This is a genomic window from Paenibacillus sp. USDA918EY, from assembly GCF_009870825.1.
Lineage (GTDB): Bacteria > Bacillota > Bacilli > Paenibacillales > Paenibacillaceae > Paenibacillus_AQ > Paenibacillus_AQ albilobatus.
On sequence record NZ_WTWY01000004.1, the window covers coordinates 128,689 to 155,087 of the forward strand.

The following is a 26,399-nucleotide window of genomic DNA, read 5'->3' on the forward strand; positions in this document are numbered from 1 at the left end:
TACTGATAATCATTATCAGAGTAATCGAAGGGGAGACATAGATTGATGAAAAAATGGAACGGAATCATACTTATGCTGCTGGCGGCCGTGCTCGTATTGTCCGCATGCGGCAGCAACAGCGGAAATACCGCAAACACGAGTGAAACCGGAAATAAAGAGGCGGAGCAAAGCGCCGGCGATGCGAACCGCACGATCGATACAATTATGGGGAAAGTCGAAGTGCCCGCCCACCCGCAGCGCGTCGTCGTCCTGACCAACGAAGGCACGGAAGCCCTTCTTGCCCTTGGGGTTAAACCTGTCGGCGCCGTCAAATCCTGGACGGGAGATCCATGGTATCCTCACATCAAGGATCAAATGCAGGGCGTCGAAAACCTCGGCGAAGAAAGCCAGCCGAACGTTGAAGCGATTGCCGCGCTGAAACCGGATTTGATTTTGGGCACGAAAATGCGTCAGGAAAAAATATACGACCAATTATCCGCCATCGCTCCAACCGTCTTCTCCGAGACGCTGCGCGGCGAGTGGAAAGACAACTTCAAGCTGTGGGCAAACGCCGTCAATCAGCAGTCGAAAGGCGACGAAGTCCTTGCCGCTTACGACAAACACGTAGCCGATTTGAAAGCCGAACTGGGCGACAAGCTGAACATGAAAGTGTCCATGGTCCGTTTTATGGCGGGCAAAGCCCGTATGTATTATAAAGATACGTTCTCCGGCCTTATTTTGAGCGAGCTTGGTTTTGCGCGCACGAAATCCCAGGATAACGACGGATTTTTTGACGATGTAGGCAAAGAACGCATTCCGGAAATGGACGGAGACATCATGTTCTATTTCACGTATGACACCGGCAACGGCAAAGGGAATGAAATGGAGAAGGAATGGACAAACGACAAGCTGTGGAAAAATCTCGACGTTGTGAAAAAAGGCAACGCCCACAAGGTCGACGACGTCATCTGGAATACGGCGGGCGGGGTGCTTGCCGCAAACCTGATGCTGGATCAGCTGAAAACCTATTTCGTTAAATAATAAAAAGTCACGTCATTTTTATACGAATTTTATACGATCAAAGAGGCTGTCCCGATTGCAGGAGCAAAAACTTGCACGGGATGGCTTTTTTTCTGCCGGCGCCACCTTTTGCCGCATTAGAGCGCGGTTTCCTCCACAGCATCCGGGCGCTTCGATTGACTGTCATACCGTTTTGAGGCATTATTAAAGGTATTAACATACTGCACATTCGATTGGTTTTGAGAAGCAGCGAAAGTGCGAACCAATGCATTTTTTGCGTTGATGTCAACGGGAGGATGAGCGTTATGCTTTCGACGGATCAGATCATTCACGCCATGTCGGAACAGGGACTGCGCATTACCGACCAGCGGAAGACGCTCGCCGGATTGTTTGGCGAACATTCGGGGTATTTGTCTGCCAAGGATGTCTATGAGTATATGTGCAAAAAATACAGCGGCTTAAGCTTTGATACCGTATACCGGAATCTGAGGGTCATGCAGGAGCTCGGCGTGCTGGAGCAGGTTGTGTTCGAAGACGGCATCAAGTTCAAGGCCAGCTGCAGCGAAGAGCACCATCACCACCACATGATCTGCCTGCAGTGTCAAAAAACGTATCCGATCCATTTCTGTCCGGTGCAATTTACCGATGCCCCCGAGCAATTTCAGGTCGTGACGCATAAATTCGAAGTGTTCGGATATTGTAAGGACTGCCGGCACGCCATGCCGGACGAGGCGAACCCTGCGGCCTCCAAACCCGCCGAGGGGCGATGAAGATGGGCATATCCCGCAAAGCGGTTCAAGGACCGATCCGGTTTTACCGCAAATTCATTTCGCCGCTCAAGCCGCCGACCTGCCGGTTCTATCCGACATGCTCCGCGTACGCTTTGGAAGCCATTGAAGTGCATGGGGCGTTAAAAGGCTCGTGGCTGGCCGCCAAACGGATCGCCAAATGCCAGCCGTTTCACCCGGGAGGCCTCGATCCGGTTCCTCCACGCAAGGAGAAAGGCGGCCAATCGGGGAATAAAGGCAGCCGCCTCGCTTGACTTTCGGTAACCGGGTTCAGTATATTAAGGAATATATGGCATTTCCGACGAACGGATGAGTAAGAAAATGTCTGCTTAGCTCAGAGAGCCGGGGCAGCTGCGAACCGGTCTAGGCGATTTTCCGAAGATGGTCCCGGAGGAACTGCTTTCGAGCGAAGCGGATCAATGATCCGCTGCGTAAGGATGCGGCGTGTTCCAGCGTTAATGGACGGTCACCGGCGGCTGCCGGGAACCGATGGAGCCCGTTTTCCGGAAGGAAGCGGGGAAATTGGGTGGTAACACGTGAGAGAACTCTCGTCCCATAGCGGGGCGGGATTTTTTTGTTTTTACGAGGATTTTGCGAAATCCTGATCCAAGAACAATATCAAAAGTGTGGAGGATGACAACCTATGTCTGAAAAAAAGACGTTTTATTTGACGACGCCGATCTATTACCCGAGCGACAAGCTGCATATCGGCCATGCTTACACCACGGTGGCGGGCGACGCCATGGTGCGTTACAAAAAGCTTCGCGGCTATGACGTGCGTTATTTGACGGGAACCGACGAGCACGGCCAAAAAATCGAACGCAAAGCGGCCGAAGCGGGCAAAACGCCGCAGCAGTTCGTCGACGACATCGTGGCGGGCATCAAGGAGCTGTGGAAAAAGCTCGACATTTCCAATGACGATTTCATCCGGACGACCGAACCCCGGCACACGAAAGTCGTGCAGGAAGTTTTTGAGCGCCTGCTTGCGCAAGGCGACATTTACAAAGGCGAATACGAAGGCTGGTACTGCACGCCGGACGAGTCCTTCTTTCTGGAACGGCAGCTCGTGGACGGCAAATGTCCGGACTGCGGACGGCCGGTGGAACGCGTCAAAGAGGAAAGTTATTTCTTCCGCATGAGCAAATACGTGGACCGTCTGCTTCAATATTATGAAGAGCATCCGGATTTCATCCAGCCGGTATCCCGCAAAAACGAAATGATCAACAATTTCATCAAGCCGGGGCTGGAAGATTTGGCCGTTTCCCGGACGACGTACGAATGGGGCGTCAAAGTCAAAAGCGATCCGAAACATGTCGTTTACGTGTGGATCGACGCGCTCCTGAACTATATCACCGCGCTTGGCTACGGTTCGGATGACACGTCGCTGTTCGACAAATATTGGCCGGCCGACGTCCATCTGATGAGCAAAGAGATCGTACGTTTCCATACGATTTATTGGCCGATCATTTTGATGGCGCTTGACCTGCCGCTCCCGAAAAAGGTGTTTGCGCACGGCTGGCTTTTGATGAAGGACGGCAAAATGTCGAAATCCAAAGGCAACGTCGTGGATCCGGTGACGCTGATCGACCGTTACGGCCTCGACACGCTTCGTTATTACCTGCTTCGCGAGGTGCCGTTTGGCGCCGACGGAACGTTTACGCCGGAAAGTTTCGTGGAACGCGTCAATTCGGATTTGGCGAACGACCTCGGCAACCTGCTGAACCGCACCGTCGCGATGGTGGACAAATACTTTGACGGCGTCGTGCCGGAATACAAGTCCGGCGTCACCGCGTTCGACGGCGAACTTGAAGAAGCTGCAAAAGCGGTGTATCAGAAAGTGGAAGACGCCATGGAAAACATGGAATTTTCCGTCGCTTTGACGGCGATCAGCCAGTTCATCAGCCGCAGCAACAAATACATCGACGAAACCCAGCCATGGGCGCTGGCAAAAGACGAAAGCAAACGCGAAGAGCTGGCGTCCGTCATGACCCATCTGGTGGAAAGCCTGCGGATCGCGTCGATCCTGCTGCAACCGTTCCTGACTCAGGCTCCGCGCAAAATCTGGGAGCAGCTGGGGATTAGCGAAGGCGAACTGACCGCTTGGGACAGCGGCAAAACGTTTGGCCTCATTCCTGCCGGAACGAAACTCGTCAAAGGCAACCCGATTTTCCCGCGCCTTGAAGTCGAGCAGGAGGTTGCTTACATCAAGGAAGCGATGACCGGCGGAGCTCCTGCCGCCAAAGAAACGGAAGCGGCGAAAACGGAAGCGCCGGCCGTTGCCGAAGCGCCGGAGCTGAAGGAAGAAATCGGCATCGAAGATTTCGCGAAGGTCGAGCTGCGCGTGGCGCAGGTCATCGCGTGCGAGCCGGTAAAAAAAGCCGACAAGCTGCTGAAGCTGCAGCTCGATCTCGGGTTTGAGCAGCGCCAGGTCGTTTCCGGCATCGCGAAGTTTTACAAACCTGAAGAGCTGTTGGGACGCAAAGTGATCTGCGTGACGAACCTGAAGCCGGTCAAGCTGCGCGGAGAGCTGTCCCAAGGGATGATCCTTGCGGCCTCCCAAGGCGACCAGCTGACGCTGGCTACCGTGCCTGACAGCATGCCAAACGGCGCAGTCGTCAAGTAAACGACCCAATCGGTCTGAACATCGGAAAATGTTGGAATACTAAGACGGATACCTTCGAAGTTTGAAGGGAATCCGTCTTTTTATTTGAAAGATAGCAGCCGTCAGGGTGTTGACAAATTTTCAAAGCCCATTCTATAATTTGTTAGTAAAAATTACGATTAAGGCAGGTTTAAAAAAGGTGAAAAGAACATGGAGGCTCAAAACCGCTGCGGCTGCTTTGATGACCCTGCTGATCGTCATGCTGGCGGCAGGCTGCGGTCCGCAGAGCCAAGGAAAAATCGTCGAAGGCAAGGTCAACGTGGTGACGACCTTTTACCCGATATACGAATTTGCGAAAGCGATCGGCGGCGATGACGCCAACGTCATCAATTTGCTGCCGGCGGGCGTCGAACCGCATGATTGGACGCCGCGCAGCCAGGATATCGTCAATACGTCCAAAGCGCAGCTGTTTTTTTATAACGGCGCCGGGCTGGAGGGATGGGTCCCGCAATTTCTGAAGGGCCTGAACCGCAGCAGCAAGGTGAAGGCTTACGAGGTCAGCCAAGGCATCAAGCTGATCGAAGCCGACGGGGAGGACGAGCATGAACATCATGAAGGCGAAGGGCTGCGGCATCAGCATCATGTCGACCCGCACACGTGGGTCAGCCCGAAATCCGCGATGATCATGGCGGAAAATATGAAAAACAGTTACATCGAAGTCGATCCGGCCCATAAGGATGCTTATAACGAACGTTACCTGAATCTGAAAAAACGACTGGAAGAGCTGGACCGCGAGTTTACCGGGAAGCTGGACAAGATGCCGCGGAAGGAAATCGTCGTATCCCACGAGGCTTTTGGTTATTTGGCCCGGGATTACGGATTGACGCAGCATGCCATCATGGGCCTGTCTCCCGACGCCGAGCCGCGCTCCAGGGATTTGCTGGAGCTGTCGAATCTCGTGAAGGAAAAAGGCATCCATTATATTTTCTTTGAAGAGCTCGTGTCGGACCGGCTCGCCAAAACGCTCGCTTCGGAAACGGGGGCGGAAGTGTTGGTGCTGAACCCGGTCGAAGGGCTGACTGAAGATCAGCTGAAGCATGGGGACGATTATTTTTCGCTCATGCGCAATAATTTGACGAATTTGATTTTGGCGCTGCAGGAATAGGAGAAATCCGAAATCCGGCAGCCATTCCATGACAGAAAGGTGGAGACCCACTATGATAACGCCGAACCTTGATGACTGCCACCAGCCGGTGGTCGAGCTCGAAAACGTCTCTTTTTCTTACCGGGGGCAGCAGGTCATCTCCGGCTTGAGTTTTTCGGTGAAGGAAAGGGACTTCGTCGGGATCATCGGTTCCAACGGGGCCGGCAAATCGACGCTGCTCCGGATGATCGTCGGGCTTTTGCCCGCGGGCGCAGGCGATATCCGGCTGTTCGGCCAGCCGATCCGCAAATTTAAAGATTGGGAGCGGGTCGGGTACGTTCCGCAAAAAAACGCGTTTAACCCTTTATTCCCGGCCACGGTGCGCGAGGTCGTCCTGTCGGGCTTGTACAATAACAAGACGCTGTTTCGCAGAGTGAGCAAAAGCCAGCAGCAAAAATGCGACGACGCCATGGAGGTCATGGGCATCGAGTCGATCGCCGGCAAAAGGATCGGGGAGCTGTCGGGGGGCCAGCAGCAGCGAGCATTTCTGGCAAGGGCGATGATCAACCATCCGGACCTGCTCATTTTGGATGAGCCGACCGTCGGCATCGACGCCAAAACCCAGGCCGATTTTTTTGAACTGGTCACGCACATGCACCAGCATCACCATATGACGTTCCTGATGGTTTCGCATGATATGGGGATGGTGGAAAACTATCTTGGCAAAGAGCCGAAGCAGCAAAACGGCAGCATCCATTTTTACGTCCGGCATTCCCATGACGTTCAAAACTGCGAGGTTCCGGATTTGCAGCATTCGCTGTCCTGACCTTGGTCCGCAAGCATTTCGCGAGAAGGAGTCGTTTCTATTGGTTATCGATATTTTGCTTAGTGATTTTTTTCAGCGGGCGCTTGTCGGCGGCATTCTGATCGGCATTACCGCTCCGCTTATCGGCATCTTTTTGGTGCTCCGCAGATTGTCCATGATTGGCGACACGCTGGCGCACGTCACGATTGCGGGAGTGGCGCTCGGGTTTTTGATCGAAGTATACCCGCTTGGTGCGGGTCTGGTTTTTGCGGTTGTCGCGTCTTTTGCGATCGAAAAGCTTCGAAAAGCCTATAAAAGCTATGCCGAGCTGTCTATTGCCATCATCATGTCCGGCGGCGTCGCGCTGGCTTCTTTGTTTTTTACGCTCGGGATGGGTTACAATACAGATGTGATGAGTTATTTGTTCGGAAGCATCTATACGCTGGATACGCAGGATTTGTACGTGGTCGGTGCTGTTACTCTCGTTGTCGTCGCGGTGGTCGCCCTGTTTTTCAAAGAGTTTTTTCTGCTCAGCTTCGAGGAGGACGCCGCAAGCGTCAATGGCCTGCCCGTGCGTTTCTTGAACATGCTGATCACGGTTTTGACCGCGCTGGTCATCAGTACGGCCATCAAAATCGTGGGCGCGCTGCTCGTCTCGGCTTTGCTGACCATCCCGGTGGCCATCAGCCTGCTGATCGCCCGCAGCTTCAAATCCTCCGTCATCTTATCCGTGGTCATTTCCGAAATCGCCGTCATTATCGGACTCGTCATCGCCGGCATTTGGAATTTGGCGCCTGGGGCCACCATCGTGCTCCTGTTGATTCTGATTCTCGTATTAACCATGGCCGGCAAAAAAGGATTATCGGTGTAGAAATCGTTTAGGGGGTACGGCCTTGTCGAACTTGAACATCGGCATCGCGTTTTTGGCGGGACTGGCTTCCTTTATCTCTCCATGCTGTTTGCCGCTGTATCCGTCGTATTTGTCCTATATTACGGGCATGTCGGTGCAGCAGCTGAAAACGGAGCAGAACAAGAGGGAAGTCCGGTTCCGGACCATGACGCATACGCTCGCATTTATTTTGGGTTTTTCGGTTGTGTTTTACACCCTTGGGGTGAGTGCAGGTTTTTTGGGCAGCTTTTTTTACAACAATCGTGATCTGATTCGTCAGCTTTCGGCCATTTTAATTATTTTGATGGGACTTTTCCTTATTGGTATCTTTCAGCCGAAATTTCTGATGAAGGACTACAAAATGAATTTGAAATTCAAGCCTGCCGGATACATAGGTTCATTTATTTTCGGCATCGGGTTTTCCGCCGGATGGTCGCCTTGCGTCGGGCCGATTTTAACTGCAATTATAGGGCTTGCCGCGTCTCAGCCAGGCTCGTGGTTTACGCTTATTACCGCTTATTCGCTCGGGTTTGCGATCCCGTTTTTCGTGCTTGCGTTTTTTATCGGGTCCACCCGCTGGATCGTGAAATATTCCGGCATCATGATGAAAATCGGCGGCGCTTTGATGCTGCTGATGGGCGTGCTGCTGTTCACGAACCAAATGACCAAAATTACGATTTGGCTGCAGGCGATTACGCCTGACTGGATGAAATTCTAGGCGAATCGATCGCTCTAAAGCTGAAAGAAAATGGTTGAACATGCGCCTTGCGGGGATTACTCGCAGGGCGTTTTGGCGTTCGTCCGGATCGGGGACCGGGTTGCCTTTGCTTTTACCTTTTTTTGCATAAAATGGGGAAGCGATTTCAAGGCTGTCCTGGAAAAGAGAGGTTTCCCGGCAGGACTTGCCAAGTGCTCTCGGAAACATGTATCATTACAAGAGCAGGTGTTTAGTTTCATGCTTAAAAAGAGAAAAGAGGGAAGAAGATGCCAACGCCCAGCATGGAGGATTATTTGGAGCGCATCTACAAGCTGATTGACGAGAAAGGATATGCTCGCGTTTCGGACATTGCCGAAGGCCTGGAGGTTCATCCTTCATCCGTAACCAAAATGATTCAGAAACTGGATAAAGACGAGTATCTGATTTACGAGAAGTACCGGGGACTCGTGCTTACCAGTAAAGGCAAAAAAATGGGAAAACGGCTGGTTGACCGCCATAAACTCCTGGAAGAGTTTTTGACGATGATCGGCGTATCCGATGAGCATATTTACACGGATGTGGAAGGGATCGAGCATCATTTGAGCTGGGATTCCATTACCCATATCGAAACGCTTGTAGAATATTTCCGCCGGGATGAGCAGCGTCTTCAGGAATTGCGGAACATTCACACTGAATTAGTGGGCGATTCGTAAACAAGGCATCTGTCCCTTCTAAAAAGAGACGGATGCCTCTTCGTTTTTATGAGGAAAGCCCTGAAAGCAAAAGGCGGACGCCGGCCGTTGCGGCGCGGCGCCCCATGCCTGCAAATCTATTATTTTTGGAGGATTCGTAGAATGAGGTTTTGGAAGTTTCAACGATGGATGATTCTGGCGCTTATATTGATCTTGATGTTACCCGTAACCAACGTTCAAGCAAGAACCTCGACACCGCCGATCACGATTACGCTGGACGGCAATCCCGTCGCCAGCGACGTCAATCCTTACATCATTCCGAAAATTTATGTGACGATGGTGCCGCTTGGCGTGATCAGCGAAGGCTTGGGAGCGTCCGTCAACTGGGAACAAACGACGAAAACGGTCACCATCCTTCAAAACGGCTCGTCCATGTCGCTGACAAACGGCAAAAAAACGGCCACGGTTAACGGCGCGGCGGTTGCGCTGGACGCGTCCGTCGAAATCAAAAACGGCAGAATCATGGTGCCGCTGCGTTTTATCGGCGAAAATCTGGGGCTGCAGGTGCTTTGGAATCAAGCGGCTCAAAGCATCGCCTTGATTTCCGGCACATACATACCTGACCCGGCGGAGCCCGGCAACGGCGGCGGGCAGCAGGCGCAAGGCTTGCGCGGGGCATGGATCTCGACCGTAACCAATCTCGATTGGCCGTCGGCGAAATCCTATGGAAAAGCGGAACAGCAAAAGCAGGAGTTTACCGCGATGCTGGACAAATTGCAATCGACGGGCATCAACGCCGTGTTCGTCCAGGTGCGCCCTGCAGGAGACGCGTTTTATCCGTCGGATCTGGTGCCATGGTCCAAATATTTGACCGGAACGCAAGGCGCGGATCCCGGCTATGACCCGCTTGGCTTCATGATTGAAGAAGCGCATAAACGGGGGATGCAATTCCATGCCTGGTTCAATCCGTTCCGTGCAAGCATGGATTCCGCGACAAACAAACTGGCGGCAAACCATGTGGCGATCCAGCATCCGGACTGGATTGTGAAATCGAACAACCAGCTGATCATCAATCCAGGCATTCCGGAAGCGCGCCAGCATATTATCGACGTCGTGATGGAGGTCGTCAAAAAATACGACATCGACGGCGTTCATCTGGATGATTATTTCTATCCGACAAGCGGAACCTTTGACGACGATGCCGCCTTCAATGCGTACAATGCAACCGGGCTGCCGAAGGCCGACTGGCGGCGCGACAACGTCGACGCGTTCGTCAAGCAGCTCGGACAATCGATCCACGCGGCCAAACCTTCGGTATCGTTCGGGATCAGCCCGTTTGGCGTATGGCGCAACAAAGCGAAGGATCCGACCGGCTCGGACACGAATGCGGGCATTACCGCGTACGATTCCTATTACGCCGACGTCAGAACATGGATTCAGAACCGTTGGATCGATTATGTAGCACCGCAAATTTATTGGAGCATGTCATTCAAAGCCGCCCAATATGACAAACTGGTCGACTGGTGGGCCCAAGAGGTGGCAGGTACCGGGGTAGATCTTTACATCGGTCATGCGGCCTATAAACTGGGCACGTCGGAAGCCGGCTGGCAAACCGCCCAGGAAATCATCAACCAGCTGAAATATAACGAGAAATACGGCGAAGTGAAAGGCAGCATCTTTTTTAGAGCCGGCAACCTGCTGAGCAACCCGCTCGGACTTGTTCCGGCGCTGACCGCTTATTATCAGCAATAATACCATCATATGAAGTCATGAATTGAACCCCCGAACTCATACATTAGGTTAAATAGATGAGGACGGGGGTTTTCCTATGCTCATTAATGCGGTATTCGAGGGCGGCGGCGTGAAAGGCATTTCGCTGGCAGGCGCCGTCAAAGCGGCGGAGCAAGCGGGCGTGGTGTTTAACCGGGTTGCCGGCACCTCGTCGGGGTCGATCGTGGCTTCCCTTCTTGCTGCAGGTTTTACGGCTGACGAAATGAGCGAAATCGTCAAAACGACTCCCTTTGAATCGTTCCTCCATCGAGCCCCCGTTTTCAACATCAAAATTATCGGGCCCGCGGTGCGCCTTTTCCTGAAAAAAGGGCTTTATTGCGGCGAAGCGCTTGAATATTGGATACATCAAATCTTGCGGTCGAAAGGGATTCGCACGTTTTCGGATCTTCCGGCCGGAAAGCTGATGATTATCGCATCGGATATTACGAACGGCAAAATATTGGTCCTTCCGGGCGATTTGGCGAAGCTCGGCATCAACCCGGCGACGTTTGAGGTATCGAAGGCGATCCGGATGAGCACCAGCATCCCGTATTTTTTTGATCCGGTCATTTTGCGCATGTGCGGAAAAGCCGCCAGGGGCAAAGCGTTCAAAGACCAGTTCGTCTACGTCGTCGACGGCGGGCTGTTAAGCAATCTTCCGCTTTGGCTGTTTGACGACACCCCGGCGGATAGCTCCGGCCAGCCGCCGATCCAAACGATCGGTTTTCAAATGGTGGGCCGGAGCACGGGGCGCCCGCATGTCATCCGCGGTCCGATCAGCATGCTGACGGCCATGTTCGAGACGATGCTTTCCGCGCACGACGAACGATACATCGAGCAGGTAAACCGGTTTCGGACGATCAAAATCCCGACCCTTGGCGTTGGAACGACGCAGTTTCACATCTCGCCGGAAAAAACGGCGGAGCTGTACGAATCGGGAGTCCAGGCGGGAACGAAATTTTTTGCGAGGTTTAAGGGATGAACCGGACCATAAAGTAAATACCTTTGGCAGGGCTGATTCGGTAATTTGCCGGGCCGGCCAGATCATAAAAAGGCGTTCATCTTCCTAACGGAGGATAAACGCCTTTTTCGCGCATGAGCTTCTGTCCCGGCAAGGCGGGAGGGAATCAATGATATTTTGGCTGCTGATCATCGTTTTTGCCTTTGGAGCCTTCGATGACCTGAAAAGGATAATGCTTTCGTTTGCCTGTCGATTGCGATCGCTTCGCCGCGGCCACCTTTTCCATCGTCCGGGCGGAAGGTTTGATCTTCGGCCTTTTGCGGTAGCGGGCGGGCGGAAATTTGTAAAGCAGAAAAACGATGGCGACCACGCCCAGTGGGATGAATATTCTGGGCAGCATGGCAGCATTACGGTCGATGATGTCCCACACGATGCCAAGTACGGCGAGCGCGATGGCGATCCAAAAGATAAAAGCATGCCTTTTCATATTATCCTCATCCTTTCAGGGGATCCAAGACTCCGGTTCTGACAGGCTGGTTCGTTTCAGGCGCTTTTTCCATCTGTGCGTCTAGCTCAAGCATCCGCTTGAAGGAGGCGATGGAGACCTCCACTTGGTCATCCTTGGGCTCCTTGGTGGTCAAAAGCTGCAGCCACAAGCCGGGATAACCCAGATAACGAAGCACCGGCACATCCCTTAAAGCATTGGTCAATTTTAAAAATTCAAAGGAAACGGCGATGACGACGGGGAGCAAAATAATCCGCTGCAGCACGCGCTGGGTCATAGTATCCCACGGTACAAGGGAGTATATGAGCACGCCCAGGACGATGGTGAGCATCATGAAGCTGCTTCCGCACCGGTAATGGAGACGGCTGTGCTTCTGCACGTTCTCCACGGTCAGTTCCTCGCCGGCTTCATAGGTGGTAATTACTTTATGCTCCGCGCCGTGGTATTGGAACAAACGCTTGATGACGGGAGTTTGCGAGATGCCCCACAGGTAAATCAGCAGGAGCAGCAGCTTGATGACTCCTTCGATCAGATTATGCAAAATGTAGTTTTCGAACAGCGCCCCGAACAGAAATTTTTCTAAAAAAACGGGGAGCAGGGTGAGAACCAGTTTGCCGACCAAAAAGGAGAGAATGCCGACGGCCGAAACGCCGATGATCATGCCGAGGCTCCATTTGGATTCTTCCTTCTTCTTCAGCTTTTCGCGTTCTTCGGGCTCCAGCGTATCGTCCGCAAAAGCGTCGGCGGAATAGTTCAGATGTTTCGTCCCTTTGGCGCTCGAATCTATAATGCTTACGATGCCGCGCAGGAGCGGAATTTTACGCATTTTCCGGATCCAGCTCTTGTCCTGCTTGGGCACTTCCAAAAAAGTGATTTCCTGATTTTTCCGACGCACGGCTGTCACATTGACATATTTGCCGCCAAACATCACGCCTTCGATGACAGCTTGGCCGCCGTAGCTGACGGGTTTCGATTGTTGCGACAACCATTTCACCTTCCCTGGGTTTTGATGGATTCAGGATTTTTAAGCCATCCCGTAATCGGATTCCAACCTTCGAAAGCGTTCCATCCGCATGAAAGTCGGGTTTTGAATACTACCATTGTATCGAATTTCCGGCTCGATTTCTAGTTGGTTTAGGCTTAAGGGAATTGAACCATACTAAGGAAAACAAAAGGAGAGAAGAAGATGACATTTGACGCGTCCGCGATTCGCCAGAAACCGCAGAAGGGACCGACCAACCCGTTTGCATTTTCCGTGGAGCTGGGCTTTTTCGCGGGATTTGTATGGGGCGCGATCCACTGGCTGTTTCATACGCTGCATTTTACGAAAGTGATTCCGGGATTTCTCGGCAGGCCTTTTTTTAACGATACGTTTCTGAAAAGCGGAGCGGGGCAGCTCGCAGGGTGGCTTTTTTTCATCGCCCTTTCGGTGATCGCGTCCGTCATATACGGGATGTTGTTCCGCAAACTGAGGGGGCCTTGGCCGGGGATCGTCTACGGCATCGTATGGTGGTGCGTCATCTTTGCGGCGGCCGGACCGGCGCTCAATATGGTGACTCCGCTCAATCGGCTCGGCTGGAATTCGATCACAAGCGAATTTTGTCTGTTTTTGCTTTGGGGTTTGTTTATCGGCTACACGGTCGCCTTCGAATTTACGGATGAACGCAAGCGGGAACCAAAGCAGGCCAAGGCTTGAACCATCAAAAAAACTTCTCAAGTAGACATTCCCTATGTTAAAATAGCAGATGGTTATTTGACAGTAAGGGTGGGAATACCATTTTGAGAACCATTTGGGTGATCAACGGACCGAATCTGAACCTGCTTGGTCTTCGGGAGCCCGGCGTATACGGATCCCAGAGCCTGCAATCGATCGAGGAAGGCTTGCTTAAAAAAGCCGAAACGCTCGGCGTGGCGTTGACGTTTTATCAATCGAACCATGAAGGCGATATCATCGATCGGATCCACGGCGCCTTGGGACATGCCGACGGAATCGTCCTGAATCCGGGCGCGCTGACCCATTACAGCTACGCAGTCCGTGACGCCATCAGCTCCGTCCGGATCCCGACGGTGGAAGTTCATTTGTCGAACATCCACGCGCGGGAGGCGTTCCGCCATACATCGGTCATTGCGCCGGTGGCTGTCGGACAAATTGCCGGATTCGGGGCTGTCAGCTACGAGCTTGGATTGATAGCCTTGCTTCGCCACCTGGAAAACGGCGCCGCCGGCGCCTGACGCCGCCGGGAGACGAAGTTCGTGAATGAGAGGAGACGAGAACGAATGAGCAATCAGCGCGTGCTTAAGCTGCGCGAAGCGATGCAGCAAAAAAATGTGGAGGCACTTTTCGTTACGAGTGCGATCAACCGGCGTTATTTGACCGGATTTACAGGCTCCTCAGGCTATTGTTTGGTTACGATGAACGATGCTTACCTGCTGACCGACTTCCGTTACATGACTCAGGCGGCCGAGCAAACGAAGGATGTTCAGGTCGTCGAGCACAAGCAGCGGGTGATGGATACCGTTAAGGAACTGCTGGCCGCAGCAAACGTCAGCAAGCTTGCGTTCGAACAGGACGACGTATCGTTTGCCGCATACAGCGCATATGCCGAGCAGCTCAAACCAGCGGAACTGGTGCCGGTCTCCGGTCTGGTCGAACAGCTGCGCATCATCAAGGACGCCGAAGAGCTGAAAGTGATGCAGCGGGCCGCGGATCTTGCGGACGCAACGTTCGAGCATATCCTGGGTTTTGTTAAACCGGGCATGACCGAACGCGAAGTCGATCTGGAGATGGAGTTTTTCATGCGGAAAAACGGCGCGACAAGCTCTTCGTTCGATACGATCGTCGCTTCGGGGGAACGCTCCGCGATGCCGCACGGCGTGGCGAGCCAGCGCGTGATCGCCGGCAACGAGCTGATTACGTTCGATTTCGGGGCGCTGCTCGACGGATATTGTTCCGACCTGACCCGCACGATCGCGATCGGCAAGCCGGATCCGAAGCTGAAGGAAATATACGATATCGTGCTGGAAGCCCAGCTGCATGCGGTTGCGAACATCAAACCGGGCATGACCGGACGCGAAGCCGACGCTCTGGCCCGCGACATCATCGCGAAATACGGCTACGGCGACCAATTCGGCCACAGCACGGGCCACGGACTCGGGATGGAAGTACATGAAAATCCGCGCTTGTCCAAGCTGAGCGACGATATTTTGAAGCCGGGCATGGTTGTTACCGTAGAGCCGGGCATCTATATTCCGGGTCTTGGCGGCGTGCGCATTGAAGACGATATTGTGATCACGGAAACGGGAAATGCTGTCTTGACGCATTCGTCGAAAGAATTTACCGTGTTACCGGTGTGATTGACGCAATATATATACTTAATTTTAGGAGGCATTTTTGTGATTTCAGTAAACGATTTTAAAACAGGACTTACGGTAGAAGTGGATGGCGATATTTTTACCGTTCTTGATTTCCAACACGTAAAACCAGGCAAAGGCGCGGCGTTCGTTCGCTCCAAACTTAAAAACCTGCGCAACGGCAACACGGTTGAGCGCACGTTCCGTGCAGGGGAAACCATCGGGCGCGCCATCATCGAAAACCGCGGCGTTTCCTACCTGTATGCCAGCGGCCAAGAGCATACGTTCATGGACAACGAGACTTACGACCAATTCACCCTGAACAGCGATCAGCTGGAATGGGAACTGAACTTCCTGAAAGAAAACATGAACGTGAACATCGTCAGCTACCAGGGCGAAATTCTCGGAATCAACCTTCCGACCAGCGTTGAGCTCAAGGTCGTTGAAACCGAGCCGGGCATCAAAGGCAACACGGCTACCGGCGCGACCAAGAACGCCAAGCTTGAAACGGGTCTTAACGTGCAAGTACCGCTTTTCATCAACGAAGGCGATGTGCTTCTGATCGATACCCGCGAAGGCAAGTACATTTCCCGCGCGTAGTTTTCGACAAAAAACGAGAAACGGTTTGTTATCGGGATTCCCCTCACGATCGGTGAGGGGGATTTTTATATATGCGGCGGGGCAAAAAAAGTCTACCTCCCGGTGGACTTTCGTATTATACTAGGTTAAAGCGTAAAAAGACATTTGCATAATTCGGGATTTTGCAAAATTCGACTCCGGCCGCCAAGACGCGGAATGTTTGGAAGACCAGGTTCGGATGGAAGCAGAATCCTCATACGAAGTGGGGAGTGAATCGAAGTTGTCACTGTACGTCATGAAATTCGGGGGCAGCTCCGTAGGGGATACGGAGCGCATGAAGCGCGTAGCCAAACGGATCGTCGAAAAGCAGGATGAAGGGCATCAATGCGTCGTGGTCGTTTCGGCGATGGGGGATACGACGGACGATCTCATCGACCAGGCGAAGCTGCTGAATTCGAACCCTCCGGCACGCGAAATGGATATGCTGATGACGACCGGGGAGCAGATTTCCATCGCGTTGTTGTCGATGGCCATTCACGGGCTGGGACGTCAAGCCGTTTCCCTGACCGGATGGCAGGCCGGCTTCCGGACCGAACCCGTGCACGGCAAAGCACGGATTACCGACATTTCGCCGGAACGCGTTTTGTCCGCCCTCAGCGACAATCAAATCGTCATCGTCGCCGGCTTTCAAGGAATGACGGTAGACGGGGAAATTACGACGCTGGGCCGGGGTGGATCCGATACGACAGCAGTAGCGCTTGCGGCGGCGATCAACGCCGACGTGTGCGAAATCTACACGGATGTCGACGGCATTTATTCGACGGATCCGCGGATGGTGAAAAACGCGCGCAAGCTTGCGGAGATTTCATACGATGAAATGCTGGAGCTTGCCAATTTGGGGGCGGCTGTCCTGCATCCGCGGGCGGTGGAATACGCTAAGCATCACAACGTGCAGCTGGTGGTCAGATCCAGCTTTAACTATAACGAGGGCACAGTGGTTAAGGAGGAAACAAGCGTGGAACAGGGAGTAGTAGTGAGCGGCATCGCTTTTGACAAAAATGTGGTGAGAATCAGCATTCTCGGCGTAGAGGACGTGCCGGGCGTGCTGGCGCATGTGTTCGGCGCGCTTGCCGAAGCCCAGATCAACGTCGACATTATCGTTCAAAGCGGCGTACAGGACGGCAAGGCGGATTTCTCCTTCACGACGTCGCTCGCCGAATGCGATCTGGCGCTGGACGTCATTCACGGCCTCAAATCGAAACTGCCGTACCGCGACGTCACTTCCGAACGCGACCTGGTGAAAGTATCGATCGTCGGCGCCGGGATGATCAGCCATCCGGGCGTTGCCGCGCAAATGTTCGACGTCATATCGAAGCAAGGCGTCAGCATCAAGATGGTCAGCACATCGGAAATCAAAACGTCCTGCGTCATCGAAAACGGCAATCTGGAGCAAGTGGTTCGCGCGCTTCATACGGCTTACAATCTCGATACCGATGCGCAGGTGTTCGTCGGGGGACCGCAGGTAAGACGCTAGCATTTTTACACCGCATATTATAATAATGTAAAGAAAAGGCCTGAAGCTTACGCTTCAGGCCTTTTCGCATGTTTGGTTCGTTTTCCCGGGTCAGGCGGGACGCCATAGGGGTCAGTAGAGCGGCACCAGGATGAAATCCTGTTTGGCGATGGGGACAACAGGCACCGTGTCGATCCCGGTACAGTACTCCACATCATGGGCGTACCCCAGCTTGACCAGCTGTTTGGCCGACGCCCCCTCCATGACGGTCTTGTACAGATTGCCGCGGCATTGCCTGTAGGCGAGCTTCATAGCAAATCCCAGATCGTTCAGCCGCAAAGGCTGATCCAGCATGGATTCCATCGCATCGATGATCATGCCGGCGCATAGGCCGTCTTCCAGCGAAAATTCGTTCCGGCAGCCCGCGCATAACAGAATGACGTCCCGTTCAAAAGACGCCAGCGCCGAGGCGACCGCCGTGCCGTTCATAAACGAAGCGGCAAGGAGCTTGGCAGCCCGCTGCGATTTGAGAAGCCCCCTTGTTCCGTTGGAGGTCGTCAGCACGACAAGCTTGCCCGCAATTTCATCCGTCATGTAATCATGGGGGGAGTTTCCTGCTTGAAAACCGGGAATTTTCTTGTAGTAGCGTTCACCGCCGACAAAGGTATGTTCGCTTCGCTTACTCTGGGCTTGGGGGACGGTTTCTACGGGAAGCAGGCCGCAAGCGCCCTGGGCTAACGCCGTGATCATCGTGCTCGTCGCACGCAGCACGTCGATGACGGCGGCGCTTTTCTGTATAAAATCCTCCGATCTGATATCGTCCACATTGGAAATCACATCCACCCGCATGGGTAAAATCCTCCTTAAGCCCTTCACTTTATGTGCGCAATTCTCTATCAGCATGGGGATCCGGCAGAGAATTGTAACTTTAAAGCTAATATATGCAGGAGGCATGGAAATGTTCCGAACGGTTTCCTCGTAAAAGATAACTAAAAAAAGAGAGTGCGGCATATCCATATAAAAGATGAACATTTCTATCGAAGGAGGTTTTTTGGATTGGACAAGTTCGTGTTAAGTATGGCTACGCTGCGCATGATTTCCGGCGGCATCGAAATTGCCGCGGCCTTGGTCATGCTGAGGCTCGCTCAAATCGACAAAGCGCTGGCGGTCAATTCGCTCCTGGCCCTCGTAGGACCGACCGTGCTTATTTTAACGACGTCCATCGGGTTGATCGGGATGGCCGACAAGCTCTCGTGGGGAAAGATCGTCTGGGTCTTCGTCGGGGTATCCTGTCTCTTAATCGGAATTTTAAAAAAATGATAGATTCGGCCGGCATAATTTTGAAGTACAAGCATAAACATGTGGTATAAAAACATCTACTAGTCTATAAACGAAACAATCCGACGACTTAAGAGAAGGACAGCTTGGGGGGTGGTCGTATTACGAATCCAAACTGGCTAGAACTGTTTCCCGACCGGATCAGGTCCATTTTGCTTGAATTGCCCCGGGAACTCCTCGGAAGGCTGGAAGAAATACGCATCCGTGAAGGCAGGCCGCTGGAAGTGAATGAATCGGGAGGGCACCGCTTCGTCACCGGGTTAGGACAGCTCACCTTGGACGAGGACAAGGCGTACAGGCCCAGCCGCGACGACAGCCGCAGGTTTCTCGATCTGATCAGCAACCATTCCTTGTACACCCTGGAAGAAGAGCTGAGGAAAGGATTCATTACAGTTCCGGGTGGACATCGCATCGGGCTTGCCGGCAGAACCGTGTTATCCGGAGGAAAGGTGGAGCATATCCGGGACATCAGCGGATTCAACGTCCGGATCGCCCGGGAGGTGCCCGGGGCTGCGAGCGCCGTCCTGCCGTACCTGTACGATGAAAGGGAACGAAGAATGAAACATGCGCTGATCCTTTCCCCGCCGCAGCACGGCAAAACGACGCTTCTTAGGGATTTGGCCAGGCAAATCAGCTCCGGCTGCTTCGGATCTCCCCCCGTGAAAACCACGGGCATGAAGGTAGGCATCATCGACGAGCGTTCGGAAATTGCCGGCAGCCTGGCCGGCGTGCCAAGTTTCGACGTCGGGCCGCGAACGGACGTCATGGATGCTTGCCCGAAAGCCGAAGGCATGATGATGATGATCCGGTCGATGTCGCCGGATGTTCTCATCGTGGACGAGATCGGCAGGGAAGAAGATGCGGAGGCTGTGACCGAGGCGCTGCATGCCGGCATATCCGTCATCGCATCGGCCCACGGCAGCGGCCCGGAGGAACTTCAGAACCGCCCGGCGATGAAGCGGCTCATGGACAACCGGATGTTCGAAATCTACGTTTTGCTGCACCGCAGCCGCGGCAAAACCGCCTTCCGGCTCATGGACCGCCAGATGCGCATCCTGCAGCTTCACGCAAAGGGGGAAGCGCATCATGCTTAAGCTTTTCGGGGCGGTGCTCATCCTGCTCTCCGGCACGCTGGCCGGCTTCCACCAGGCGGCACGGTTTGCGGCAAGGCCGAAGCAAATCCGCGAGCTCATCCTGGCGATGCAGAGGCTCGAAACCGAAATCTCTTACGGTTTTACGCCGCTTCCGGATGCCTTCCGCAGATTGGCCGAACAGCTCGGGGAACCGCTGCGGAGCATCTTCAAAACCGCGGCGAACCATATGGCGTCGGGAAACGGGATGACGGCGCAGGAAAGCATCCAGCGCTCCATAAGCGACAACTGGAAGCGGACCGCGATGAAAACGCCGGAACGGGACATTCTCCATCAGCTCAGCTTTACGCTAGGGACAAGCGACAGGCAGGACCAAATCAAGCACATTGCCTTGGCGGCCCAGCAGCTAAAGCATGAAGAAGCATTGGCAAGGGACGAGCAGGCCAAATACGAAAAGATCAGCAGAAGTCTCGGGCTATTGATTGGAGCATTGATCGTCATTTTGATCTTTTAGCGAGGTGCCAGGGAATGAACTTTGAAGTGAACGCAATTTTCCAGATTGCGGGAATCGGCATCATCATTGCGATGATTCACACGGTGCTCAAGCAAATGGGAAAAGAGGATATGGCTCATTGGGTGACGGTCATCGGCTTTGTCGTGGTGCTGTTCATGGTCGTCCGGCTGCTCGATAACCTGCTGCAGGAGATCAAAACCATTTTTCTGTTCCATTAGGGGTTGCTTATGGAAATCATACAGGTGGTGGGTCTTGGACTCATAGCTACAATTCTGATCCTGATCGTTAAAGAGCAAAAGCCGATGTTCGCTTTTCTGCTGGCCGCCGCGACCGGCGTGCTGATCTTCATGTTCCTGATGGGTAAAATCAGCACCGTCGTCATGGAGCTGGAGCGGATGGCCAAATCCTCCGGCGTGGAACTGATCTATCTGAAAACGATCCTGAAAATCATCGGCATCGCCTATATCGCCGAATTCGGGGCGCAGGTCGTACGGGACGCGGGGCAGGAGAATATCGCCTCAAAAATCGAACTGGCAGGCAAAATGCTGATCATGGTGCTTTCAGTGCCGATCATCGGCATCATCATCGAAACCGTGCTGAAATTGCTGCCTTCGTAGAAGAAAGTGGGAATACCCATGCTTTTAAACCAGCGGCGGGATAAACGGCATTTGATCATCTTTTTCATATTGTTTTTGCTGGTGGGCACGACCCGGGTTTTCGCCGCTTCTCCGGCCGACGAGTGGGTCAAGCAGCAGGCGGAATCGCTTCCGAAGGACCAGGTCGAATCTTACTGGGAAAGCCTGATGAAGGATTACGGCGGTTTTTTCCCGGATCAGAAAGTGCCTTCCTTTATGGATATACTGCTTCCCGGAGGAGAAAGCTTCAGCGTTAAAAGCGTTTTGGCGGCGCTCGGCGCCTTCATGTGGCATGAGGTGCTTTACAACGGGAAGCTGCTCGTATCCATCGTCATGTTAAGCATCATGAGCATGATTCTGGAGACGCTGCAATCGGCATTCGAACGAAAAACGGTCAGCAAGGTGGCCTACGCCTTGTGCTACATGGTAATCATCGTCCTGGCGATCAACAGCTTCAACGTCGCGATCGGTTACGCCAAGGAAGCGATCGACCGCATGATCGATTTTATGATGGCCATGGTGCCGCTGCTGTTCGCTCTTCTCGCATCGATGGGGAACGTCGTTACAGTCTCGGTCACGCATCCGCTCATCATTTTTATGATCAACACCGTCGGAACGCTCATTCACACGCTTATCTTTCCGCTCCTTTTCTTTTCGGCGGTGCTTCACCTGGTCAGCTCCCTTTCCGACAAATACAAGCTGACGCAGCTGGCCAATCTGCTTCGCAACATCAGCGTGGGGTTTTTGGGGGTGCTGCTCACGATCTTTTTGGGCGTCATTTCGGTTCAGGGCATCACCAGCTCAGTCACGGACGGAGTCACGATCCGCGCCGCCAAATACGTATCCGGCAGCTTCATCCCGGTGGTAGGGAAAATGTTCGCCGACGCCACCGACACCGTCATCTCGGCGTCGCTGCTCATCAAAAACTCCATCGGCCTGGTCGGCGTCATCATCATCCTGTTCCTATGCGCCTTTCCGGCGATCAAAATATTGGTGCTCGCTTTGATCTACAACGTTTCCGCCGCCGTCATGCAGCCGCTGGGAGAATCGCCGATCACCACCTGCCTCGAAACGATCGGAAAAAGCATGCTGTACGTTTTTGCCGCGCTGGCGGTGGTCGGGCTGATGTTTTTCCTCGCGATCACGATCATGCTTACGGCGGGGAATGTCACCGTCATGATGAGGTAAGGAAGGAGGCGTAAGATGGCCTGGCTGAGCAGTTGGCTGAAGGAAGTTATTATGGTGGTGCTGCTGGCCTCCTTCGTGGATCTCATCCTTCCGAGCCGCTCCATGGAGCGTTACGTGAAGCTGGTATTGAGCCTGTTGATTCTGCTCACGCTGCTTGGGCCGCTGATCAAAATATTGACGGATGCGGCCGAAGTCAAAATCGCGGCAGCGTTCAACGCCATGGACCAGACGTACGAAGCCGGAGGGAAGGGCAGCCTGCAGCAAATCATGAACGAAGCGAAACAGCTGCAAACCCGGCAGCAAAAGCAGTCCCTCGAATGGGCTGCCCGCGAAGTCGCCGCGCAAATGAAAGACCAGATCCGCAAGGAGAGCGGCGAACGGGCCGAAGTGGCGGTGGTCCTGGCGATGCCCGAGGGCATGGGCGGGGATGCAAAGTCGGAGCAGCCTTACATTAAAGGCGTGACGGTTACGCTGAAGGCGAAGGAAGAGGCGCCTAAGCAAGAAGCCGAAAATCCGCTGTCGTCCGGCGAAATCAGGATCGAACCGGTAATGCCCGTTCAAGTCGACGTCGGCGGTGGTCCAGCTAAGGGACAGCCGAACGCTGACGAAGACCCGGACAACGCAGGCGCCAAAGCAAGCGGCAGCGGGGCGGACAAAGCCGAAGCCATCAGGAAAATGCTCGGAGCCGAATGGGGGATCGAGCCGGATATCGTGGTCGTCCGGGACGGCGCGTCCGAAAATCTGAAGCTATGAAACGAGATAAAAGAGGTGAACAAAAGTGGGGAAATGGTTCAAGAAGCTGGAGCAGTGGATCGGTGGCGGCGGGCAGGGAAGCGGCGGCAGGATCAACACCTTCCGTTGGCTGATCATCGTCGGACTGATCGGGGTCGCCATCATCCTCTTCAACTCCTTCGTCAACGTCAAGAAGCTGGATAACGAAAACATCGGCCGGGAACCTCCGACACAGGCGACCGTCAAAGAATCCGCGCAGGATTCCGGCGGGGATCGAAACGCCTTCGCGAGCATCGAAGAAGACGCCGAAAACAAGATGAAGGAAATTCTCGAAAAAATCGTCGGGGTCGGCACGGTAGACGTGATGGTGAACGTGGACTCCACCGATGAGGTCGTATACCAGAAAAACATGAAGGACTCGCAGCAGCAGTCGGACGAAAACGACGCCAACGGTGGCAAGCGCCGCACGACGCAATATACGCGGGACGGGGAAGTGGTTACATACGAGCAGTCGGGCACCCAAGCCCCGATCGTGACGAAAAGGGTAAAACCGCAAATCCGCGGCGTTCTGGTCGTCGCCAAAGGCGCCGAAAACGAAGTCGTCAAGCAGTTGATCGTCGATGCGGTCGAGAAGGGGCTGAACGTGCCGGAATACCGGATCTCGGTCGTGCCGCGCAAACAGGGGTAGGCAGCATTTTTAAATAATGAGTTCAAATTGAGGAGGATTTAACGAATGAACAGTAAAAGACAAACGATTTGGTTAGTATCCATGCTGAGCCTGATGGTCGTATTATCCGCTTACTACCTGTTTACGGAGGACTCGGGCTCGACGAAAACACCGAAAACGCCGGTCGCCGACAGCCAGCAGGTCAACAGTGACAAGACGTCTTCCAAGGACACCGCATCCAAGACGACGGAAAACGGGGTCGGCATCACCGAAGTGATTACCGACGGTAAGGTCAACGAAAACGCCGCCGCACCTAAAACCGGCGCAAGCGGCGAAGACGCTTCCAAGGGCACGGCGAAAGATACGTCCAAGGATACGGCAAAGGATACGTCGAAAGACAAAACGGATGAAGCCGCCGCAAAAACGGACGGCAAGGATACCGCTGCAAAAGATACGTCCTCGGATAAAACGGCAGCGGCAGGCAATACGGGCAGCGGGAAAAACGCCAAAGCCGGAAAAAGCGACGACGACGTGCTGAAAGAAGTGGCCGCGCAAAAAAGCTCCGGCGCAAGCCAAATCGAGTCCTATTTAATGCAGCGGGAGCAAAAAAACCAGACGAAATACAACGAGCTGATGGCGGCCATGAACGATATGAGCAAGAAGCCGTCGGAAACCGCAAAAGCCTATGACGAACTGACGGCGCTGGATACAAAAGAATCGAAAATCACAGGCATCGAAGAAGAACTGGAGCATAAATACTCCTTCGCCAACGCTTTCGTTAAAGAAGAAAACGACAAATACCAAGTGCTTGTCCTGAGCGACAAACCGGACGTCAAGCAGGCCGTCAGCATCGTAGAGCTCGTCATGAAAGAGCTGAACGTAACCCAGGATAAAGTCAGCGTTCAATATATGGCGCCTTAAGATGCGGCAGGCACGGAAAATGTCGAAAGAGTCCGGGATTCCCTCGGACTCTTTCCATTTTGCTTGTTTATGATATAATACTTATCGTTATGTGTATGTATGTCCGGAAGCGCTTTGCAGCTTCCCTTGAAGGAGTGAATTGTACATGTTGAAGTTAAGCGAGATTAAAGAGTTGATACAATTGGTCGATCAGACCTCCGTACATGAACTGGATATCGAATTGGAAGGAACCCACCTGACGATCCGCAAGGCGAACAAAACCGAGGTTGTTGCGGCGCCGTCCGTGCCAGCGCAATACGTTCAGGTTCCCCAGCAAGCGGCTCCGCAAATCCAAAACCTGCAGGCGGCTGCGGAAACAGCACAACAGCCTGCCGCCGAAACGAAAGCGGCCGATCCCAACTTACATAAGATCGTGTCCCCGATGGTCGGCACCTTCTACAGATCCCCGTCTCCGGAAGCAGGGCCGTTCGTTAACGTCGGCGACAAGGTGAACGAAAAAACGACCGTGTGCATCCTTGAAGCGATGAAGCTGATGAACGAGCTGGAAGCCGAAGTGAAAGGCGAAATCGTCGAAATCCTTGTGGAAAACGGACAATTGGTTGAATACGGACAACCTCTGTTTCTGGTGAAAACGGAATAACGCCGCATTTCGAAAGGGAGGTTACCTGCATGAAATTCCATAAAATCCTGATTGCCAACCGCGGCGAAATCGCCGTCCGTATCATCCGGGCTTGCCGGGAGCTGGGCATTTCGACGGTTGCGGTCTATTCCGAAGCGGACAAGGATGCGCTCCATGTCCGTTTGGCGGACGAAGCTTATTGCATCGGGCCGACGTTGTCCAAAGACAGCTATTTGAACATCACGAACATTATGAGCGTCGCGACGTCCACGGAATGCGACGCGATTCATCCCGGCTACGGTTTTCTGGCCGAAAACGCCGACTTCGCCGAAATCTGCGAATCCTGCAACATCACGTTTATCGGTCCGTCCGCGGACGCCATCAACAAGATGGGCGACAAATCGGTCGCGAAGCAGACGATGAAAGCCGCCGGCGTGCCGGTCATTCCCGGCTCGGACGGTTTGGTGGAAAACATCGAAGAAGCCGTCATGATCGGCAGAGACATCGGTTATCCGCTCATCATCAAGGCAACCGCGGGAGGCGGAGGCAAAGGCATCCGCATCGCGGAAGACGAAGAAGCATTGATCAAGCAAATTACGGCAGCCCAGCAGGAAGCGCAAAAAGCTTTCGGCAACGCTGGCGTTTATCTCGAAAAATTTCTGACCGGCATGAAGCACGTCGAAATCCAGATCATGGCCGACAACCACGGCAATGCCGTGCATCTGGGCGAACGCGACTGCTCCGTGCAGCGCCGCAGACAAAAGCTCGTCGAAGAATCCCCGTGCCCGGTGCTTTCTCCGGAAGTCCGGGAGCGCATGGGCCAAGCGGCGGTGCGCGCAGCCAAAGCCGTAAACTATTCCGGGGCCGGCACGTTGGAATTCCTGCTCGGACCGGACGGGCAATTTTACTTTATGGAAATGAATACGCGCATTCAGGTTGAGCATCCGGTAACGGAGATGGTTACGGGCATCGATTTGATCAAGGAAATGATTTCGGTCGCCGAAGGCAACCCGCTTTCGTTCGCCCAAGACGACGTCGTCATCAGCGGCAGCTCCATCGAATGCCGCATCAACGCCGAGGATCCGGATCGCAACTTCATGCCTGCGCCGGGGAAAATCCAGTTTTACCTGCCTCCGGGAGGTCCGGGCGTACGGGTGGACAGCGCCGCCTATCAGGGTTATTCCATTCCTCCGTTCTATGATTCGATGATCGCCAAGCTGATCGTATGGGCTCCGACGCGCGAAGAGGCGATTGCCAAGATGAAACGGGCGTTGTCTGAGTTTGCCGTTGAAGGCATCCATACGACGATTCCTTTCCATCTGAAGCTTTTGGAACATCCGACCTTCAACAAAGGCGATTTCGATATCAAATTTTTAGAGGAAAACGAGATATAAGCCGC

Annotated in this window: 30 protein-coding genes; 27 read left to right on the forward strand and 3 right to left on the reverse strand. The window is 53.6% G+C overall.

The genetic code is table 11. The features are described 5' to 3' along the window. Positions 1–45 precede the first annotated feature (45 nt). From GQY55_RS10510 to GQY55_RS10560, 11 genes are all read left to right on the forward strand, one after another. Positions 46–1,020: an ABC transporter substrate-binding protein gene (locus tag GQY55_RS10510; RefSeq protein ID WP_160041020.1), complete on the forward strand. Its 975-nt coding sequence runs from the start codon at positions 46–48 to the stop codon at positions 1,018–1,020. A 284-nt stretch (positions 1,021–1,304) separates the two neighbouring features. After that, entirely contained in the window at positions 1,305–1,769 is a 465-nt protein-coding gene (locus GQY55_RS10515) for a Fur family transcriptional regulator (RefSeq protein WP_160041022.1), read from the forward strand. Between the two features lie 2 nt (positions 1,770–1,771). Then, positions 1,772–2,041, forward strand: coding sequence for a membrane protein insertion efficiency factor YidD (gene yidD / locus GQY55_RS10520; protein WP_160041024.1), 270 nt, complete (start codon positions 1,772–1,774; stop codon positions 2,039–2,041). A gap of 389 nt (positions 2,042–2,430) precedes the next feature. Further along, positions 2,431–4,410, forward strand: coding sequence for a methionine--tRNA ligase (gene metG, locus GQY55_RS10525; protein ID WP_160041026.1), 1,980 nt, complete (start codon positions 2,431–2,433; stop codon positions 4,408–4,410). A gap of 220 nt (positions 4,411–4,630) precedes the next feature. Next, positions 4,631–5,554, forward strand: coding sequence for a metal ABC transporter substrate-binding protein (locus GQY55_RS10530; protein ID WP_160041568.1), 924 nt, complete (start codon positions 4,631–4,633; stop codon positions 5,552–5,554). 52 nt (positions 5,555–5,606) lie between these two features. Continuing rightward, positions 5,607–6,359: a metal ABC transporter ATP-binding protein gene (locus GQY55_RS10535; protein WP_160041028.1), complete on the forward strand. Its 753-nt coding sequence runs from the start codon at positions 5,607–5,609 to the stop codon at positions 6,357–6,359. Positions 6,360–6,405: 46 nt separating this feature from the next. Then, complete coding sequence (locus tag GQY55_RS10540; RefSeq protein ID WP_160041570.1) at positions 6,406–7,209, forward strand: metal ABC transporter permease; 804 nt, start codon at positions 6,406–6,408, stop codon at positions 7,207–7,209. Between the two features lie 22 nt (positions 7,210–7,231). Then, positions 7,232–7,945: a cytochrome c biogenesis CcdA family protein gene (locus GQY55_RS10545; protein WP_160041030.1), complete on the forward strand. Its 714-nt coding sequence runs from the start codon at positions 7,232–7,234 to the stop codon at positions 7,943–7,945. 266 nt (positions 7,946–8,211) lie between these two features. After that, complete coding sequence (gene mntR, locus GQY55_RS10550; protein WP_160041032.1) at positions 8,212–8,637, forward strand: transcriptional regulator MntR; 426 nt, start codon at positions 8,212–8,214, stop codon at positions 8,635–8,637. A 141-nt stretch (positions 8,638–8,778) separates the two neighbouring features. Continuing rightward, positions 8,779–10,368: a family 10 glycosylhydrolase gene (locus GQY55_RS10555; RefSeq protein WP_160041034.1), complete on the forward strand. Its 1,590-nt coding sequence runs from the start codon at positions 8,779–8,781 to the stop codon at positions 10,366–10,368. A 76-nt stretch (positions 10,369–10,444) separates the two neighbouring features. After that, positions 10,445–11,368: a patatin-like phospholipase family protein gene (locus GQY55_RS10560; RefSeq protein ID WP_160041036.1), complete on the forward strand. Its 924-nt coding sequence runs from the start codon at positions 10,445–10,447 to the stop codon at positions 11,366–11,368. A gap of 145 nt (positions 11,369–11,513) precedes the next feature. On the opposite strand, the gene GQY55_RS10565 is transcribed toward GQY55_RS10560, so the two are convergent. Both GQY55_RS10565 and GQY55_RS10570 read right to left on the reverse strand, forming a co-directional pair. Then, positions 11,514–11,834 carry a hypothetical protein gene (locus tag GQY55_RS10565; protein ID WP_160041037.1) on the reverse strand — a complete coding sequence of 107 codons (321 nt, stop codon included), beginning with the start codon at positions 11,832–11,834 and terminating at the stop codon, positions 11,514–11,516. 7 nt (positions 11,835–11,841) lie between these two features. Next, the gene (locus tag GQY55_RS10570; RefSeq protein ID WP_160041038.1) at positions 11,842–12,837 is read right to left on the reverse strand and encodes a DUF1385 domain-containing protein; all 996 of its coding nucleotides are present in this window, start codon (positions 12,835–12,837) and stop codon (positions 11,842–11,844) included. Between the two features lie 201 nt (positions 12,838–13,038). Between GQY55_RS10570 and GQY55_RS10575 the strand changes: the two genes are divergently transcribed. The 5 genes from GQY55_RS10575 (at position 13,039) to GQY55_RS10595 (ending at position 17,316) form a co-directional block, all read left to right on the forward strand. Beyond that, positions 13,039–13,548, forward strand: a complete 510-nt coding sequence (locus GQY55_RS10575) for a YqhR family membrane protein (RefSeq protein WP_160041039.1) — start codon at positions 13,039–13,041, stop codon at positions 13,546–13,548. 83 nt (positions 13,549–13,631) lie between these two features. Beyond that, positions 13,632–14,084 carry a type II 3-dehydroquinate dehydratase gene (gene aroQ / locus GQY55_RS10580; protein WP_160041040.1) on the forward strand — a complete coding sequence of 151 codons (453 nt, stop codon included), beginning with the start codon at positions 13,632–13,634 and terminating at the stop codon, positions 14,082–14,084. A gap of 45 nt (positions 14,085–14,129) precedes the next feature. Next, a complete protein-coding gene (locus GQY55_RS10585) occupies positions 14,130–15,206 on the forward strand; it encodes a M24 family metallopeptidase (protein ID WP_160041041.1) in 1,077 nt (358 codons plus the stop codon). 39 nt (positions 15,207–15,245) lie between these two features. After that, a complete protein-coding gene (gene efp / locus GQY55_RS10590; RefSeq protein ID WP_160041042.1) occupies positions 15,246–15,803 on the forward strand; it encodes an elongation factor P in 558 nt (185 codons plus the stop codon). Between the two features lie 259 nt (positions 15,804–16,062). Next, positions 16,063–17,316: an aspartate kinase gene (locus tag GQY55_RS10595; RefSeq protein WP_160041043.1), complete on the forward strand. Its 1,254-nt coding sequence runs from the start codon at positions 16,063–16,065 to the stop codon at positions 17,314–17,316. Positions 17,317–17,427: 111 nt separating this feature from the next. On the opposite strand, the gene GQY55_RS10600 is transcribed toward GQY55_RS10595, so the two are convergent. Continuing rightward, the gene (locus GQY55_RS10600; protein ID WP_160041044.1) at positions 17,428–18,144 is read right to left on the reverse strand and encodes a 2-phosphosulfolactate phosphatase; all 717 of its coding nucleotides are present in this window, start codon (positions 18,142–18,144) and stop codon (positions 17,428–17,430) included. 207 nt (positions 18,145–18,351) lie between these two features. Here GQY55_RS10600 and GQY55_RS10605 point away from each other — a divergent pair, with 207 nt between their 5' ends. The 11 genes from GQY55_RS10605 (at position 18,352) to accC (ending at position 26,394) form a co-directional block, all read left to right on the forward strand. Continuing rightward, positions 18,352–18,615 (forward strand): YqhV family protein, encoded by a 264-nt coding sequence (locus GQY55_RS10605; protein WP_373309182.1) that lies wholly within the window; start codon positions 18,352–18,354, stop codon positions 18,613–18,615. Between the two features lie 104 nt (positions 18,616–18,719). Continuing rightward, entirely contained in the window at positions 18,720–19,727 is a 1,008-nt protein-coding gene (spoIIIAA, locus tag GQY55_RS10610) for a stage III sporulation protein AA (protein WP_236575531.1), read from the forward strand. After that, positions 19,720–20,238: a stage III sporulation protein SpoIIIAB gene (gene spoIIIAB / locus GQY55_RS10615; protein ID WP_160041045.1), complete on the forward strand. Its 519-nt coding sequence runs from the start codon at positions 19,720–19,722 to the stop codon at positions 20,236–20,238. The genes spoIIIAA and spoIIIAB overlap by 8 nt, the downstream gene beginning before the upstream one ends. Before the next feature lie 14 nt (positions 20,239–20,252). Further along, positions 20,253–20,456 (forward strand): stage III sporulation protein AC, encoded by a 204-nt coding sequence (gene spoIIIAC / locus GQY55_RS10620; RefSeq protein WP_036714303.1) that lies wholly within the window; start codon positions 20,253–20,255, stop codon positions 20,454–20,456. A gap of 9 nt (positions 20,457–20,465) precedes the next feature. Next, the gene (gene spoIIIAD / locus GQY55_RS10625) at positions 20,466–20,855 is read left to right on the forward strand and encodes a stage III sporulation protein AD (RefSeq protein WP_160041046.1); all 390 of its coding nucleotides are present in this window, start codon (positions 20,466–20,468) and stop codon (positions 20,853–20,855) included. A gap of 18 nt (positions 20,856–20,873) precedes the next feature. After that, positions 20,874–22,061: a stage III sporulation protein AE gene (gene spoIIIAE, locus GQY55_RS10630; protein ID WP_160041048.1), complete on the forward strand. Its 1,188-nt coding sequence runs from the start codon at positions 20,874–20,876 to the stop codon at positions 22,059–22,061. 15 nt (positions 22,062–22,076) lie between these two features. Next, positions 22,077–22,814 carry a stage III sporulation protein AF gene (gene spoIIIAF / locus GQY55_RS10635; RefSeq protein ID WP_160041050.1) on the forward strand — a complete coding sequence of 246 codons (738 nt, stop codon included), beginning with the start codon at positions 22,077–22,079 and terminating at the stop codon, positions 22,812–22,814. 25 nt (positions 22,815–22,839) lie between these two features. Then, a complete protein-coding gene (gene spoIIIAG, locus GQY55_RS10640; protein WP_160041052.1) occupies positions 22,840–23,481 on the forward strand; it encodes a stage III sporulation protein AG in 642 nt (213 codons plus the stop codon). A 45-nt stretch (positions 23,482–23,526) separates the two neighbouring features. Then, positions 23,527–24,381: a SpoIIIAH-like family protein gene (locus tag GQY55_RS10645; protein ID WP_160041054.1), complete on the forward strand. Its 855-nt coding sequence runs from the start codon at positions 23,527–23,529 to the stop codon at positions 24,379–24,381. A 145-nt stretch (positions 24,382–24,526) separates the two neighbouring features. Then, positions 24,527–25,021, forward strand: coding sequence for an acetyl-CoA carboxylase biotin carboxyl carrier protein (gene accB, locus GQY55_RS10650; protein WP_160041056.1), 495 nt, complete (start codon positions 24,527–24,529; stop codon positions 25,019–25,021). 29 nt (positions 25,022–25,050) lie between these two features. Next, a complete protein-coding gene (gene accC, locus GQY55_RS10655) occupies positions 25,051–26,394 on the forward strand; it encodes an acetyl-CoA carboxylase biotin carboxylase subunit (RefSeq protein WP_160041058.1) in 1,344 nt (447 codons plus the stop codon). The last annotated feature ends 5 nt before the right edge of the window (positions 26,395–26,399 follow it).

Excerpts from the sequence above, each read along its gene's own strand:
- GQY55_RS10530 (WP_160041568.1), top strand. The coding sequence starts at position 4,631 with ATGACCCTGCTGATCGTCATGCTGGCGGCAGGCTGCGGTCCGCAGAGC.
- accB (WP_160041056.1), top strand. The coding sequence starts at position 24,527 with ATGTTGAAGTTAAGCGAGATTAAAGAGTTGATACAATTGGTCGATCAG.
- GQY55_RS10565 (WP_160041037.1), bottom strand. The coding sequence starts at position 11,834 with ATGAAAAGGCATGCTTTTATCTTTTGGATCGCCATCGCGCTCGCCGTA.
- GQY55_RS10555 (WP_160041034.1), top strand. The coding sequence starts at position 8,779 with ATGAGGTTTTGGAAGTTTCAACGATGGATGATTCTGGCGCTTATATTG.
- spoIIIAB (WP_160041045.1), top strand. The coding sequence starts at position 19,720 with ATGCTTAAGCTTTTCGGGGCGGTGCTCATCCTGCTCTCCGGCACGCTG.
- spoIIIAD (WP_160041046.1), top strand. The coding sequence starts at position 20,466 with ATGGAAATCATACAGGTGGTGGGTCTTGGACTCATAGCTACAATTCTG.
- accC (WP_160041058.1), top strand. The coding sequence starts at position 25,051 with ATGAAATTCCATAAAATCCTGATTGCCAACCGCGGCGAAATCGCCGTC.
- spoIIIAE (WP_160041048.1), top strand. The coding sequence starts at position 20,874 with ATGCTTTTAAACCAGCGGCGGGATAAACGGCATTTGATCATCTTTTTC.
- GQY55_RS10585 (WP_160041041.1), top strand. The coding sequence starts at position 14,130 with ATGAGCAATCAGCGCGTGCTTAAGCTGCGCGAAGCGATGCAGCAAAAA.
- GQY55_RS10535 (WP_160041028.1), top strand. The coding sequence starts at position 5,607 with ATGATAACGCCGAACCTTGATGACTGCCACCAGCCGGTGGTCGAGCTC.
- mntR (WP_160041032.1), top strand. The coding sequence starts at position 8,212 with ATGCCAACGCCCAGCATGGAGGATTATTTGGAGCGCATCTACAAGCTG.
- GQY55_RS10575 (WP_160041039.1), top strand. The coding sequence starts at position 13,039 with ATGACATTTGACGCGTCCGCGATTCGCCAGAAACCGCAGAAGGGACCG.
- GQY55_RS10510 (WP_160041020.1), top strand. The coding sequence starts at position 46 with ATGAAAAAATGGAACGGAATCATACTTATGCTGCTGGCGGCCGTGCTC.
- metG (WP_160041026.1), top strand. The coding sequence starts at position 2,431 with ATGTCTGAAAAAAAGACGTTTTATTTGACGACGCCGATCTATTACCCG.
- spoIIIAF (WP_160041050.1), top strand. The coding sequence starts at position 22,077 with ATGGCCTGGCTGAGCAGTTGGCTGAAGGAAGTTATTATGGTGGTGCTG.
- spoIIIAC (WP_036714303.1), top strand. The coding sequence starts at position 20,253 with ATGAACTTTGAAGTGAACGCAATTTTCCAGATTGCGGGAATCGGCATC.
- GQY55_RS10600 (WP_160041044.1), bottom strand. The coding sequence starts at position 18,144 with ATGCGGGTGGATGTGATTTCCAATGTGGACGATATCAGATCGGAGGAT.
- yidD (WP_160041024.1), top strand. The coding sequence starts at position 1,772 with ATGGGCATATCCCGCAAAGCGGTTCAAGGACCGATCCGGTTTTACCGC.
- GQY55_RS10515 (WP_160041022.1), top strand. The coding sequence starts at position 1,305 with ATGCTTTCGACGGATCAGATCATTCACGCCATGTCGGAACAGGGACTG.
- GQY55_RS10560 (WP_160041036.1), top strand. The coding sequence starts at position 10,445 with ATGCTCATTAATGCGGTATTCGAGGGCGGCGGCGTGAAAGGCATTTCG.
- GQY55_RS10645 (WP_160041054.1), top strand. The coding sequence starts at position 23,527 with ATGAACAGTAAAAGACAAACGATTTGGTTAGTATCCATGCTGAGCCTG.